At 73.4% G+C, this 14011-nt stretch carries 13 protein-coding genes and 1 pseudogene; 5 read left to right on the top strand and 9 right to left on the bottom strand.

Annotated features, from left to right (window positions below):
• Window positions 1–30: 30 nt before the first annotated feature.
• Window positions 31–633 (top strand): hypothetical protein, encoded by a 603-nt coding sequence (locus FHU28_RS03145; RefSeq protein WP_184680674.1) that lies wholly within the window; start codon window positions 31–33, stop codon window positions 631–633.
• Here the strand turns inward: FHU28_RS03145 and FHU28_RS03140 are convergent.
• The 3 genes from FHU28_RS03140 to FHU28_RS03130 form a co-directional block, all read right to left on the bottom strand.
• Entirely contained in the window at window positions 601–999 is a 399-nt protein-coding gene (locus tag FHU28_RS03140; protein WP_043327626.1) for a hypothetical protein, read from the bottom strand. The genes FHU28_RS03145 and FHU28_RS03140 overlap by 33 nt on opposite strands.
• Window positions 1000–1135: 136 nt before the next feature.
• On the bottom strand, window positions 1136–1357 hold the full coding sequence (locus FHU28_RS03135) for a DUF397 domain-containing protein (RefSeq protein ID WP_073826919.1): 222 nt from the start codon (window positions 1355–1357) through the stop codon (window positions 1136–1138).
• Window positions 1327–2208 (bottom strand): helix-turn-helix domain-containing protein, encoded by an 882-nt coding sequence (locus FHU28_RS03130; protein ID WP_043327628.1) that lies wholly within the window; start codon window positions 2206–2208, stop codon window positions 1327–1329. The genes FHU28_RS03135 and FHU28_RS03130 overlap by 31 nt, the downstream gene beginning before the upstream one ends.
• A 609-nt stretch (window positions 2209–2817) precedes the next feature.
• Between FHU28_RS03130 and FHU28_RS03125 the strand changes: the two genes are divergently transcribed.
• Window positions 2818–3105, top strand: coding sequence for a hypothetical protein (locus FHU28_RS03125; RefSeq protein ID WP_116503096.1), 288 nt, complete (start codon window positions 2818–2820; stop codon window positions 3103–3105).
• A gap of 98 nt (window positions 3106–3203) precedes the next feature.
• Window positions 3204–3671, top strand: a complete 468-nt coding sequence (locus tag FHU28_RS03120; RefSeq protein WP_184689171.1) for a hypothetical protein — start codon at window positions 3204–3206, stop codon at window positions 3669–3671.
• A gap of 24 nt (window positions 3672–3695) precedes the next feature.
• On the opposite strand, the gene FHU28_RS03115 is transcribed toward FHU28_RS03120, so the two are convergent.
• On the bottom strand, window positions 3696–4580 hold the full coding sequence (locus tag FHU28_RS03115; protein ID WP_184680672.1) for a PASTA domain-containing protein: 885 nt from the start codon (window positions 4578–4580) through the stop codon (window positions 3696–3698).
• Between the two features lie 98 nt (window positions 4581–4678).
• Window positions 4679–5350, bottom strand: coding sequence for a PASTA domain-containing protein (locus FHU28_RS03110; RefSeq protein ID WP_184680669.1), 672 nt, complete (start codon window positions 5348–5350; stop codon window positions 4679–4681).
• Between the two features lie 105 nt (window positions 5351–5455).
• Here FHU28_RS03110 and FHU28_RS33005 point away from each other — a divergent pair.
• A pseudogene (locus FHU28_RS33005) lies at window positions 5456–6646 on the top strand (hypothetical protein); the annotation flags it as partial.
• A gap of 374 nt (window positions 6647–7020) precedes the next feature.
• On the opposite strand, the gene FHU28_RS03100 reads toward FHU28_RS33005, so the two are convergent.
• The gene (locus FHU28_RS03100) at window positions 7021–8499 is read right to left on the bottom strand and encodes a glutamate-cysteine ligase family protein (protein WP_184680664.1); all 1479 of its coding nucleotides are present in this window, start codon (window positions 8497–8499) and stop codon (window positions 7021–7023) included.
• 252 nt (window positions 8500–8751) lie between these two features.
• Window positions 8752–9333 carry a YceI family protein gene (locus FHU28_RS03095; RefSeq protein ID WP_184680661.1) on the bottom strand — a complete coding sequence of 194 codons (582 nt, stop codon included), beginning with the start codon at window positions 9331–9333 and terminating at the stop codon, window positions 8752–8754.
• Window positions 9334–9433: 100 nt separating this feature from the next.
• Here FHU28_RS03095 and FHU28_RS03090 point away from each other — a divergent pair, with 100 nt between their 5' ends.
• Window positions 9434–9925 carry a MarR family winged helix-turn-helix transcriptional regulator gene (locus tag FHU28_RS03090; RefSeq protein WP_184680659.1) on the top strand — a complete coding sequence of 164 codons (492 nt, stop codon included), beginning with the start codon at window positions 9434–9436 and terminating at the stop codon, window positions 9923–9925.
• Between the two features lie 268 nt (window positions 9926–10193).
• Here the strand turns inward: FHU28_RS03090 and FHU28_RS03085 are convergent, their stop codons facing one another.
• Window positions 10194–12746 (bottom strand): ATP-binding protein, encoded by a 2553-nt coding sequence (locus tag FHU28_RS03085; RefSeq protein WP_184680656.1) that lies wholly within the window; start codon window positions 12744–12746, stop codon window positions 10194–10196.
• Window positions 12747–12847: 101 nt separating this feature from the next.
• Window positions 12848–13996, bottom strand: a complete 1149-nt coding sequence (locus FHU28_RS03080) for an acyl-CoA dehydrogenase family protein (protein WP_184680654.1) — start codon at window positions 13994–13996, stop codon at window positions 12848–12850.
• Window positions 13997–14011: the final 15 nt, after the last annotated feature.

Here is a 14011-nt window from a genome sequence, read left to right as displayed (position 1 = left end):
CGAACGTCGAAACGGGCAAAGCTAGGGGGCATGGATGACCGTCTCGCCGTGCTGCTTCCCGTCGCCGCCGTCTGGCTGGCCGCCGGCCTCGTCGCGGAGGGCCTGCCCGGGCTGGACCGCGCCCGGGCGCTGCGCCGACGTACCGGATGGTTGTCCGCCCTGGTGCTGACCGGCCTCGCGCTCACCGCGGCGGTCCTCGCCGCGGGCCTGCAGAGCGCCGGCGACACCACTGTGGACCGGTCCGCCGCCGCGCTCGGCGTCGCGGCGGTGCCGGCGGCCGTGGTGGCGGTCTGCACGGTACGGCGGGTCCGGCGGCTGCGGTCCGGCGCTGGCGCGTTCGCGGCGGCGCCGGGAACACCCGCCCCGCACGGGCTGCGTGCGGCCGCAGCGCACCCGCTGATCGCGCTGCCGCTCCAGGCGACGGCGCTCGCGGTGCTGGTGGCGGTGCTGCCGTCGGTCGGCGTCGACCTGTTCGCCGCGCCGGGAGTGGCCGGCCCGGTGATCACCGTCGCGGTGCTCGGTGTGTGCGCGATCGGGGTACGCCACGCGCTGCGGCACAACCGGCTCGCCGAACGGGCGATGCCGGCCGCCGAGGTGGTGTCAGCGCGACCGGCTCGCGCCCTGCACGTATAGCAGCTCCAGGATCGCGCGGGTCGCCTCGAACCAGCGGTCCAGCCAGCCGGGCGGAGGGACGCTGCCCTTCGGCGGCAGCTCCATCAGCAGGCCGCGCAGCAGCGGGTGGTCCACCAGGGACTCCTGCTGCTCGATCGGCCAGCCGCTCGGTGGGAAGGACGGCTCGGTGAGCGGGTTGGGGTCCAGCGACGGCAGGGACAGCGGCGTCGCGGCCTGCTCGGGCACACCACCCTCGCGGGCCTCCTCGCCGTCACCGGAGACCACCTCGGTGAGGACGGTGTCCCGGCGGGCACCCCGGTACTTGCCACCGAACCGCTCGGGCTTGCCCGGGCCGCTGGTGAGGTTCTCTGAACCGATCGTCGTCATCCGTCTCGCCTGCCTCGTTCGGTTGCCGATCCGTGCGGTTCAACGAGGCGGATCGAAACTGGCGACGGGTGCGGCGCCCGGACGCGAATGGTCCCGCCCGGCGGCGTTGCCGGGCGGGACCACGCTGCGGTGCCGGTCAGCTCCGGCCGAACGCGCCGCCCCGGGCGCGGGCGACGAAGGCCTGCCAGTCGTCCGGAGCGAAGACCAGGGCCGGGCCTGTCTTGTCCTTCGAGTCCCGGACCCCGACCGCCCCGGTCACGTACGCGACCTCCACGCAGTTGTCGCAGTTCGGCCCGCTCTTCGAGCTCTTGAACCACGTCGCCTGCGTCAGGTCCACGGGGAACTCCTTGGTCGCCATTTCCACAGTGGCTCCTCTGCCAGTTTCGCGATGTGAGCGATGGATTCCTCCGGGCGTATGGCCGCTGCTCGAATGTGATCGAAGATGAAGCTGTACTTCTGCAGTTCGTCGCTCTTCTCCAGGAAGAGCCCACCCGTGGCGTTCTCCGCGTACACGACATCGGGATCACTCGGCTCGGGGAAGCTGAGGATAGTGAAGGTGCCGTCCATGCCCGCGTGCGCGCCCACCTCGAAGGGCAGGACCTGCACCGTCACGTTCGGCAGTTCAGCCACCTCCACCAGCCGCTTGAGCTGACCACGCATCACCGCGTCGCCGCCAACCGGCCTGCTCAGCACCGCCTCATCGAGCACCACCCACAGATCGACCGGATCGTCCTGCGTCAACAACGACTGACGGCCCAATCGGACACGCACTCGTTGATCGACCTGTTCGGCGGTGAAGTCCGGCCGCGCCGCCCGGATCATCGCACCGGCGTACTCCTCGGTCTCCAGCAGCCCCGGCACCACCTGCTGCTCGTAGGCCCGGATCGAGCTGGCCGCGGCCTCCAGGCCGACGTACGCCCCGACCAGCACCGTGCTGTACGGATGCCACCAGCCCTTCTGCCGGGCCTCCCGGGCGATCTGCACCAGCTCGTCGCTCTCCGCGCCGACGACTCCGTAGATGCGGAGCATGTCGCGTACGTCGCGCGGCGTGGCGGTGGTGTGGCCGGTCTCGATCCGGGAGACCTTCGACGCCGAGCACTCCAGCTGCTCGGCGACCGCTTCTATGGTGATGCCCGCGGCCTCGCGCTGCCGGCGGAGTTCCGCCCCCAGCCGGCGCCGCCGGATGGTGGGGCTGCGCCGTTCGGTCACGGTGCCTCCTCGGCTCGCGACTGCGTCACAGTCACCCGGCTACCTCCGGTCGGTCGCGCCCCGGTTGGGCACCCACCGCGGGCGCGACCGGCGGGCGGTGGGCGAGCGTTCGCGGCAGAGATGGTGCCGGTTCATCGACCGGCCGCGACGGGCGAAACCGGGGTCCAGTGTGACGCCCCGATACCTGACGCTTCAAGTTTCCCGTTCACGTGTCCTCCTCACCTATCCGCAAAACACAACGTGCAACTTGCATGTCGCACGTCGCTGTAGCACTCTGTCCGTATGGCACGGGTTACTCACCGTCTTCGAACGATCTCCGGGCGTGGTGATACCGCGGTCCGTGGGACGGCCGGAGGGGAGCCGTCCCGCGCCGTGCGACCTGCCCCGGAATGAAGACCCCGTCGCTGCACGCCAGCTCGGCTGCGGCGGCGGGAGCGGTAACCGGGAGCAGCCGGGTGATGGTCGGGTGGCGGTCCGCCACCGCGGGTACGGCCCGACCAGCACCGACCCAACGACCGCCGGTCCACGAGACAGACCCCCGTCACCGGACCGCACCGACCCCGTTCCGCCTCGCCGGTCCCGACCGGCCGACCCTCCCCAGGAGCCCATGTGCTTCCCCGCTCCGGTGACGTACTGCACGTGACGCGCGCGGCGAGTGTCCAGTTCTTCCGACCGATCATGTTCCGGGTGATCCGGGTGCTCGACTGGCCGACCTACGACGGTTGGCTCTGGCTCGACGGCTACGAGTTGAACGCGGCGGGGGACGCGGTCAACCGGAGGTCGATCTTCGTACTCCAAGAGGGGTTGCAGCAGGTCCACGCCGCGCCGGTGCCCCGGCAACACACCGTCCGGACGGCCCGCCGCCCGGTGGTCCGGACTCCGGTCCGGGTGGGCTGACCTCACGATTCCCGGTCGGGAGGGCGTGCCGTCGCCATAGAATCAGTACGCCCACCCCGGCACGTTCCACCCCGCGCGCCATGGACCCTGAACCTGGGATGGTCATGGTCAATCTGCCCGCCGCGCGGCGGCACCACCGGTCCCGTGTCGGCTATGCCCTCGGGCTGTTCGTCTTCCTCGTCGCCGCCACCGCGCTCGCGCTCGTGGTGCGGCACCCCGCCTTCTCCGCCACCCAGCAGCTCGCCGAGCCGGTACCGGCCCCGGAGATCACCGTGGCCGGTGAGGACGGCCGCGCCCCAGCCGGCGAGGACGCCCGGGCGGCGGCCGGCGGGGACGAGTACGACGACGAGGAGGACGGCTGGTCTCCCACCGACCCGTCGCAGGACGAGGACGATCCGGACGCCGACACGCCGCCCGCGGGCACCGGGGGCGGCGAGGCGCTCGCCGAGCGGCCCGGCGACGCCACGAGCGACCTCAGCCGGTCACTGTTCTACTCCGGTCTGCTCGGGCTCGCCATCTCACTCGCCGGCCTCGGCCTGGTCGGCACCCGTCGACGCCAGTGGTGAGCGTCCCGACGCCACTGGTGAGCGTCAGGGCGTGGTGGTGGTCGCCGGGGCGGAACCCGGCGTGCTCGGGCCGGCGGTCGGCGGCGCGGGTACTGCAACCACGATGGTGACCCGGTCGCCCTCGCCCACCGGGTAGCCGGCCTCCGGATCGGTCGAGATCACCGTGCCGGCCGGCCGGTCCGACGCCCGCCGCTGCACCCGGTAGTCCACGTCCAGCCGGTCGAGCGCCGCCCGGGCGGCGGCCTCCGGCAGCCCCACCAACGGTGGCATCGGCACCTCGACCGCCTCGGTGGTCGGTGGCGTGCTCGGCGGGGAACTGCTCGGTGCGGCGCTCGTCGGGGCGGCACTGGTCTGCGCCGAGGTGCTCGGCACCGCCGACGGCACCGTCCCCGGATCGGAGTCCTGGTCGGCGGCGCGCAGAGCCAGCCACACCCCCACCCCGATCAACCCCAGCAGGAGCAGCGCCAGGATGCCCAGCAGGATCGGCATCCACCAGCGGCGTCCGGCCTGCTCGTCGCCGTACCACTCGCCCCCGGGCTCGGGATAGCCGGCCGGTCGCGGCGGGGGTACCCCGGCCCGGCCGGACCAGGCGCCCACCGGCTCCTGCGGGGCGGTGGCGTCCAGCGGACGCCGTGACGGCCCGCCGGGCAGCGGACGGGTGGCGTCGTCCACGTCCGGCGGCATCGCGCGGGTCGCGTCGCTCCCGGCGGCGTTGCGCGGCATGGCGCGGGTCGCGTCGACGTCCTCCCCGCCCACGTCGCGCGGCATCGCGGCAGTGGCCCCGGGGTCCCCGGGAGCGTTTCGAGGGAGCGCGCGGGTGGCGTCGGCGTCCTCCCCGGCCGGATTCCGGGGCATGGCGCGGGTCTCGTCCGCGTCACCGGCGGGAGGATCCTGACGGTCGTCGCTCATGGCACGTCCTTTCCCCACCGGGACGGGGCGCACGGCCCTCGATCGTCCACCGTAACGGGCCACGGCCACGTCGGCCGGGATCAGCGCGCCCGCGCCGGTCAGCCAGTCGGCGACGGGGTGGCGCTCGGCGACACGGACCGGGTGTCGCCGCAGGTCAGCACCACCTGGTCGTTCCACCGCGCCGGGCTGCCCGCGACCGGCTCCTGCGCGGTGACCGGACCTTGGCGGCCGGTGCCGTACCGGGGATAGAGACCGGCGTCCACCAGGTCGTCGGCCGCGTCGGAGCAGGACAGCGTGCCCACGTCGGGCACGGTGACCGCGGGGGCCGGTCCGGTCACGAACAGGGAGACGGTGACACCGCGCTTCACCGGCGTGCCCGGCGCCGGCGAGGCGCGCTCCACCGAGCGTCCGGCGCCGGTGCCGAAGACCAGTCGCCAGCCGAGCCGGCGGTCACGCAACTCCCGGCGGGCCTGCTCGAAGTCGACGCCGACCACCTCCGGCACGGTGAGCCCGGCGGGCGCGCTCGTCCGCGTACCGGTCGGGGCGGCGGCTGTGGTCGCAGGTGGCGTGGTGACCGGCGCGGACGTCGAGGCCGTGACGACCGGCGCGGCCTCGCCGGGCGCGGCCGGGCGGTCCGGGTCACCGGCCAGGATCCAGCCGGCGCTGCCCCCGATCACCGCCAGCAGAACCACTGCCAGACCGCCGCCGATGAGCAGCCTGGCCCGTCCCGGGCCGGTGCCGTCGCCGTCCGGTCGCCGCTCGTCCGTCATGTTCCCCCGCCCCCGCTCATCGACGACCGTATCCACAGCTGCCAAACGGTCACGGCCCGTCGCCACGACTCGCCGCGCCGACCTCGGGACGTTACGCTCCCCGGCATGGTCAGTCGGGGCTGGGGAGGATCGACCGCCGCCGCGCTCGGCGTCGCTGCCGGAGCGGGCGCCGCGCAGCTCGGTTTCGGGTACGGGCTGGGCATCATCAACTGGGCGCCGACCGGCGCGGTACGTGTCGAGGCGGCCTGGGTGGCGAGCCTCGCCTGGGCGACCTGGATCGCGGCCACCTCGGTCATCGCCGGCGCGGTCTGCGCCCAGCGCCTGCGGGGCCGGGACGACGAGTCGCAGGGCCGGCCGCCCCGGCTCGCGCTGGTGCTCGCCGCAGCTGTCGGCGCGCTCGTCACCGTGCTGCTGGTGGCGGTGCCGGCGCGGGCGGCCCAGGTGCCGGACGTGTCCGCGCCGCAGACCGTCGCCGCCGCCTACGCCGCAGCGGGGCTGCTGCTCGGGATGCTGCTGGCCACCTGGGCGCTGCACACCCGCGCCGCCGCCGCCAACCTCATCGCCACCTCGGGCTGGCTCTGGCTGCTCGCCGTCGTGTCGGTGGTCGACGGGGTGGTCGCCGGCCGTGGCCTGACCACCGCCCAGCTCGGCATCTGGCAGATCAGCGCGGACCGTGGCGCGTTCTGGATCCGCGACTACTTCTACTGGCCCGGCGCGCTGCTGTCGGTGCTCTCCGCGCTGGTGATCGGCGTGCTGGCGGCCCGGCGTGCGGCCCGCGCTCCAGAGGTACGGGTCGGCGCGGCGGCTTCCGGGGCGGCCGGACCGCTGCTCGTGGCGCTGGCGTACCTGCTCGCCGTACCGCGGCTCGCCGGGATCGCCGCCGAGCAGTTGTCGGCCCACCTGATCGCCCCGTACGCGGTGATCGCCGGTGTCGGCGGCTCGATGCTGATGGCGGCGCTCGCCCAGCGCGCCGAGCGCCGCAGCGCCGAGCGGGTGACAGTCCCCCGCCAGCGCACCGGCGAGCCGGACCGGATCAGCGGCGAGGCCGACCCGGCCACCGGCGACCCGGCCTCGAAGGACAGGCCGTCGGAGCCGGCCGGAGCCGTGTCGGACCCGTCCGGCACGTCGCCGGGCACCTCGGGGGTGAGCCCGTCGGGTGTGTCCCGCAAGCGCTCGGCCGGATTGTTCGGGTCGCGGACGGCCGACCGGTCGGCGTCCGATCCGTCGGGCCCGTCAGCGTCCGACCCGTCAGCGTCAGACCCGTCAGCGGCGGAGCGGTCAGCGGATCGGGCGACCGGGACGGACAAGGCACCGGACACCTCGGCCGACGCGCGTGAGGCGACGGCCGCAGCGGAGGACGGGCCTGGCGTAGCCGTCGGCCGGACCGGAACGGAGAAGGGTCGTGCCACCCGGTCGGCTACCGGCCGACGCGGTCGGGCCGTGCCGCCGCAGCGGCAGCCCGAGGCCCTCGACCAGCCGAACCCGCAGACCAGCCAGGACGACTCCTCGTCGCGGTCAGGCAAGCCCTCGTCGTAGACCGAGGCTCCTCGGCGACTCGGCCGAATCTCGCCACTCCCGTCGATCTTGGAGTGGTGGCACCTCGCAAATGCCCTGTTGGGGACATCAGAGGCACCACAACTCCAAGATCGACGAGGCGAGGGCGGGCGGGGTTAGTCGACGGGCCAGGTGTGTACGGGCTCGTTGCTGCGCTGGAGTTCGGCGTACCGCTTGACCATGTGGTGCAGGGCGGCCTCCCGGTCCATGCCCTGGCGCCGCTCGGCGGCCCATACCGTCTCGGTCTGCCAGACCGCGCCGTTGCGGCCGGTACGGCAGCGGCCCTCGATCACGCCCAGCAGGCGATCGCGCTCGGCCGGGGCGACGCCGAACCGGTCCAGCCCCTGCTCGGCCACCGGGAGCAGCGTCTCGAGGACAAGCTTGGTCACCGGCACGTCGCCGAGGCGCGGCCAGTGCAGGACCGCCTCGATGCCGCGCCGGGCGGCGGCGTGGAAGTTCTCCTCCGCCGAGCTGAACGTCAACTGGCTCCAGATGGGACGGTCCGACTCGGCGAGGCCGCGGGCCAGCCCGAAGTAGAACGCCGCGTTGGCGAGCATGTCCACCACTGTCGGGCCGGCGGGCAGCACCCGGTTCTCCACCCGCAGGTGCGGACGGTCGTTCATGATGTCGTAGACCGGCCGGTTCCAGCGGTAGACGGTGCCGTTGTGCAGCCGCAGCTCGCCGAGCTGGGGTACGCCCCCGGCGTGCAGCACCTCGACCGGGTCCTCGTCCTCGCAGATCGGCAGCAGCGGCGGGAAATAGCGGACGTTCTCCTCGAACAGGTCGAAGATCGAGGTGATCCAGCGTTCCCCGAACCACACCCGGGGGCGTACGCCCTGGGCCTTCAGCTCGTCGGGACGGGTGTCGGTGGCCTGTTGGAACAGCGCGATCCGGGTCTCCGCCCAGAGCTGTCGGCCGTAGAGGAACGGCGAGTTCGCCCCCACGGCGACCTGAACGCCGGCGATCGCCTGGGAGGCGTTCCAGTAGTCGGCGAAGCTGTCCGGCGCGACCTGGAGGTGGAACTGGAGGCTGGTGCAGGCGGCCTCCGGCGCGATCGAGTCGGTATGCGTACGCAGCCGCTCGACGCCGTTGATGTCCAGCTCGATGTCCTCGCCCCGGGCGCCGACGATCTGGTCGTTGAGAACGCGGTACCGCTCGTTCGTGGAGAGGTTGTCCGCGACCAGGTGGCGTTCGGTGAGCGTGGGCAGGATGCCGACCATCATGATCGTCGCGTCGGACTTGGCGGCCCGCTCGTCGGCGCGGCTGAGGCTGCTGCGCAGGTCCTGCTCGTAGTCGGCGAAGCCGCTGCCCTCGATCAGTCGGGGCGAGGCGTTCAGTTCGAGGTTGAACTGCCCCAGCTCGGTCTGGAACAGCGGGTCGGCGATGTCGGCCAGGATCTGGTCGTTGCGCATGGCCGGTTCCGCGGCGGCGTCGATCAGGTTCAGCTCGATCTCCAGCCCGGTCATCGGCCGGTCGGCGTCGAAGCCGAAGTCGTCGAGCATCAGTGCGAAGACGTCCAGGCAGCGCCGGACCTTCTGCCGGTAGCGGACCCGATCCTCGCGGGAGAAGGCGCCCTGGTCGACGTCTCTGCCCATGTGTCCTCCCGACGCCGGTGCGACGGAACCGTACCGTTCCGCAACGCATTGTGAACCATTCGCGTGGTGCGCGTAAGTGCGCCCCGTCCGCCGCCCGCTGGACGGGCGGCAGATCTGCACCTGTACCCCGTCGGGGCCCTCACCAGCACCGTCGGCCGGAGAACATCGCGTGACGATTCGCACCGCTGCGCGTACACGGGAAGGGCCCGCACCGTCGAGGGGACGGTGCGGGCCCTGCGGACCTGGCCGGGCTCAGCCCTGGCGGATGCCCTCGCCCTCGATCTCGATCTTGATCTTGCGGCCGACCAGGACGCCGCCGGTCTCCAGCGCCACGTTCCAGGTCAGGCCGAAGTCCTCGCGGTCGATCTCGGTGGAGGCGGAGAAGCCGAAGATGTCCTGCCCGAAGGGGCTGCGGCCGACGCCCTCGAACTCGACCTCCAGCTCGACCTGACGGGTCACGCCCTTGATGGTCAGCTCGCCCAGGAGGACGAACTCGCTGCCCTCGCGGGACTTCACGCCGGTGCTGCGGAACTCCAGCGTCGGGTACTGCTCGACGTCGAGGAACTCCGGGCTGCGCAGGTGCGCGTCCCGGTCCGCCTGGGCGGTGTTGATGCTGGCGGCCTGGATGCTGGCGGTGACCGTGGACTGCATCGGGTCGTCGGCGACGGTGATGGTGGCGGTTGCGTCGGCGAACTCACCGCGTACCTTGCTGACCATCATGTGCCGGGCGACGAATCCGACACGCTTGTGCGCGGCGTCGAGAAGATAGGTGCCGGGGGTGGGGATGGTGAGACCCTCCCAGTCGCGGGTAGTCGCTTCGGTGCTGCTGGTCATGGTGCTCTCCTCCGGGAAAACGGTTTAGTATCCCAACGACTGACTGAGCAACTATAGCTACAGCAATATTCCCTGTGTCAAGTGTTGCTAGGATGGTGGCGTGGACCAGAACGTGTTCGACGATCCCCGGATCACCGCCGTCGGCCTCCTCGTCGAGGCGCACGCCGGGCTCTCCGCCCGGTTCGCCGCCCAGTTCGACGAGCACGGCCTCTCCCCGGTCGAGTTCGAGGTGCTCACCCGACTCGCCCGCTCACCCAACAACCAGCTGCGGATGACCGACCTGGCGGCGCAGACCTCGCTCTCCACCAGCGGCGTGACCCGCGTGGTGGACCGGATGGAGCGGGACGGGCTGATCCGTCGGCGCGCCTGCCCGTCCGACCGCCGCAGCTCCTTCGCGGTGGTCACCGCCGCAGGCCTGAGCCGGCTGGACGCCATCCTCCCCGGCCACCTGCGGATCATCGAGCAGTGGTTCACCGGCCAGCTCGATCCGGACCAGCTCGACGGGCTGCTGGACGGGCTACGCCGGGTCCGGGACGCGGTCCACCCGGGCGCCACGGCCGGCAGCACCGAACCAGCCGAGGACGCCGCCTGACGGTCCACTGCCGACGGCTCACCGCCCGGTGACCCGCTGGTCGATACCAGCGGGTCACCGGCAGAACAACCGGCAGAACCGCTCAGGCAGTCGGGCAACCGGTGCATAAGTCCCCATATCTCTCGCAGTACCTCGGTAGTCTTCCCGAAGCGGGGGGCACCGGGGGGTGCTGGCGCGAGCGTCGAGCGAGGGGCAGCACCAGGGGGCTACTTCGTTCGCGCCACCCCCGCGCCCTCCATCCTCCCCGGCCCGCCGGACGCGCCGCCATTCAGCGCGCCTTCTGACGCCACGCCGCCAGGGAGAAGAGCAGTTCCTCCTCCCGCGGCAGCAGGCTGACCCCGGTGACCCGCCGCGCGTCGTCCAAGCGGTCCAGCACTGCCGGATCCCCGGTGCTGACCGCCAGCCCCACAAGCGCCTCGACCAGGTCGCGCCGCCCCGCGCCGCCCTCGGCCGCGTCGGCCGCCGCGGCGAACCATTCCACCGCCAGTTCCCGATCCCCCCGGTGCAGCGCCACATGGCCCTCGATCAGCCCGCGCAGCGCGTCCTCGGCGCGGGCGTCCGCGACCACGCCGGGCGGATTCAGGCTCTCCACGACAGGCGGCCGGCGCTGACCCGGCACCGCACCCGAGGGCCACAGCTCGGCGGCCGCTGCCAGCGCCTCGTCGCCCCGGCCCTGGCCGGCGAGCGCCAGCGCGACCTTGCCGACCGTCCGCCGCCGCCGACCGGGATCGCCCAGCTCCGCGAGCGCTGTCGCCACCCGGCGCCCCTGCTCGACCGCCTCCGCGTACCGGCCCTCCAGGCGGGTCAGCTCGGCCTGGTCGGCCCGCGCCAGCAGACGCAGGCGCCGGTCGCCGCACTGCGCCGCCAGCCGGTCCACCGTGGCCAGCCGCCGCCGGGCGTCGGCCAGCCGCGCCGCGCGTACGTCGTGCCAGGTGAGGTGCGCCTGAGCGACGGCCATCTCGCGTATCCGGCCGTGCCGGGTGGCCGTCGCCAGCGCGGCCTCGGCCTGCTCGCGGGCCTCGTCGTGCGCGCCGAGCCCGCGCAGCAGCGCGCAGAGCACGGACCGGGCCGACAGTTCCCCGATCACGTCGCCCGCCTCGGCGAAGATGACGAGCGCGGCCCGGGCGGCCGGCAACTCCTCCGCGCCCGCGCCGTGCTCGACGGCCAGCCGGGCCGCGCCGAGCATCGCCCAGGCCCGCAGCGTGGACCGGGTGCCGGCGGTTCGCGGATCGGCCAGCAGCCACCGCAGCCAGCGGCGACCGGAGACGTCCCGCCCGCGCAGCCGCCACCAGCGGGGCAGCGAGGCGGCCAGCAGCAGCGCAGTCTCCGGCGCGTGCTCGGCGGCGTACGCGAGGGCGGCGGTGATGTCGCCGGTCGCCTCGTCGAGCAGGCGTGCCACGCCGGACAACTGTGCGCCCACCAGCCCGGGTGCGGTGCGGTGGACGAGCCCGGCGATCACCGAGGCGTGCCGGAGCCGGATCCCGGCGGTCTCGCCCTCGACGTCAGCCTGCTCGGCCGCGAAGTCCCGGACCGCGTCCAGCAGCCGGAACCGGAACGGGCCGGCGCCACGGACACTGAGCAGGCCCAGCTCGCGCAGCCGGTCCAGCATCGGTGCCGCGTCCCACCGCCTGCCGCCACCGGCGAGCAGGTCCTCGGCCAGCTCGACCGACCAGCGGTTGCGGAACGCGGAGAGCCGTCGCAGCGCGGCCCGGTCGGCCGGCGCGAGCAGGCGGTAGCTGCTCGCCACCGCCTCGCGCAGCGTCACCGTGCCGGCCGACCGGTCGGCGGGCTCCCAGCCGGGATGCGCGCCGGTCAGGTCCAGGACACGGTCGCCGTAGCGGTCGAGCAGTTCGGTGACGTCGAGGATGCGTCCCCGCGCCGCCATCAGCTCGATCGCCAGCGGCAGCCCGCCGAGGCGGCGTACCAGCGCGGCGAGCGCCGGCAGCTCGGCCGCCGTGGGCAGTTCGCGGCGGGCCTGGGCGAGGCGGGCGGCGAACAGTGCCGCCGCCGGCCAGCGATCCAGGTCGGAGCGGTCGGCGGGCGCGGCGTCCGCGGGTGGCACGTCGAGCGGCGCGACCGGGCGGACCAGCTCGCCGGGCAGCCCGACCGGGCGGCGGCCGGTCACCAGCACCCGCAGGTCCGGCACGGCCGCGGTCAGGGCGCGAAGCGCCCCGGCCACCGGCTCGGGCGCCCGGTCGACCGCGTCGACGAGCAGCAACGCCGGCCGTCCGTCGAGCCGGCAGGCGAGGTCGGCCAGCCGGTTCACGCCGAACACCGACGCCGACGCGGCGAGCACGTCGGCGACGTCCGAGCCCTCCCCGACCAGCACCCCGGTCACCCCGCCCGGGTGCCGGGCCGCCACCGCGTGCGCGACAGCGATGGCGAGCGCGGTCTTGCCGACGCCGGCGAGCCCGACCAGGCTCACCACCGGGTACGCGTCGAGCAGGCCGGCCACCTCGGCCACGTCCCGGTCGCGGCCCAGCAGCGGCACGGGCTGGGGCAACGCGACCAGCGGTCCGGCGTCGGTGTCTGTGTCGGCGAGGCGCGGTCCGGGCCGGACCGGCGTGGGCCGGGCGGTGGCGACGAACTCCCGTCGGTCGTCACCGGCCAGGCCGAGCGCGTCGGCCAGCAGGTCCACTGTGGTGCGCTGAGGGCGGGTGGCCCGACCCCGCTCCAGATCACGGACCGTCCGCACGCCCACGCCGGCCCGGCCCGCCAGCTCGGCCTGGGTCAGGCCGGCGGCGAGCCGGTGCCCGCGCAACAGATCGGACAGACCGGTGCGACCACCTGGGCCCCGCGCACCGTCATGATCCGGAGTCATGGGCACGAAGAGTACGGATGGACTCCGACGCTCCACAGCCCATCGTCAACCACCCGACCGTCCCTCGCCGTTATCCGACAGGGCGCGGACGAGGGCGCCTCTCACATACCGAGGTCGCGGGCGATGATCATGCGTTGCACCTCGCTGGTGCCCTCGCCGATCTCCAGGATCTTCGAGTCCCGCCAGAAGCGGGCCACCGGGTACTCGTTCATGAAGCCGTACCCGCCGTGGATCTGCGTCGCCTCGCGGGCGTTGTCCACCGCCACGGTGCTCGCGTGCAGCTTGGCGATCGCCGCCTGGCGCTTGAACGGCTCACCGGCGAGCATCCGCGCGGCCGCGTCGTAGTAGGCCAGCCGGGCGGTGTGCGCCTTCATCTCCATGTCCGCGATCTTGAACTGGATGGCCTGGTAGTTGCCGATCGGCTGGCCGAACGCCTGGCGCTCCTTCGCGTACTTGATCGACTCGTCCACGCAGCCCTGGGCAAGGCCGACGGCGAGCGCCGCGATGGCGATCCGGCCCTCGTCCAGGATGTTCAGGAACTGCGCGAAGCCACGGCCTCGCTCGCCGAGCAGGTTGGCCGCCGGCACCCGGCAGTCGTCGAACGTCAGCTCGTGCGTGTCCGACGCGGTCCAGCCGACCTTCGAGTAGCCGGGCGCGACTGTGAAGCCGGGCGTACCGGACGGCACGATGATCGTGGACAGCTCCTTGCCGCCGTCCGGCCGCGTACCGGTGACGGCGGTGACGGTGACCAGCGCGGTGATGTCGGTGCCGGAGTTGGTGATGAACGCCTTCGAGCCGTTGATCACCCACTCGTCGCCGTCCAGCACCGCGCGCGTCCGGGTGCCGCCCGCGTCCGAGCCGGTGCCCGGCTCGGTGAGCCCGAACCCGGCCAGCGCCTCACCGCTGAGCAGCCTCGGCAGCCACTGCGCCTTCTGCTCCTCGGTGCCGAACCGGTAAATCGGCATCGCGCCGAGCGACACCGCCGCCTCCAGCGTGATGGCCACGCTGGAGTCGACCCGGGCCAGCTCCTCCAGGGCCAGGCAGAGCGCGAAGTAGTCGCCGCCCATGCCGCCGCGCTCCTCCGCGAAGGGCAGCCCGAACAGGCCCATCTTGCCCATCTGACGGACGATCTCGTACGGGAAGGTGTGCTGCTCGTAGTGCTCGGCGATGGTGGGCGCGACCACCTCGCGGGCGAACTCCCGCACGCTTGAGCGCAGCGCCTCCTGTTCGTCGCTGAGCCGGAAGTCCATCTGATCCTCCTGGTG

It is taken from the genome of Micromonospora echinospora (genome assembly GCF_014203425.1).
GTDB classification, from domain to species: domain Bacteria; phylum Actinomycetota; class Actinomycetes; order Mycobacteriales; family Micromonosporaceae; genus Micromonospora; species Micromonospora echinospora_A.
Note: the sequence above shows the minus strand (reverse complement) of the source record. Positions and strands in the feature narration are given on the sequence as shown.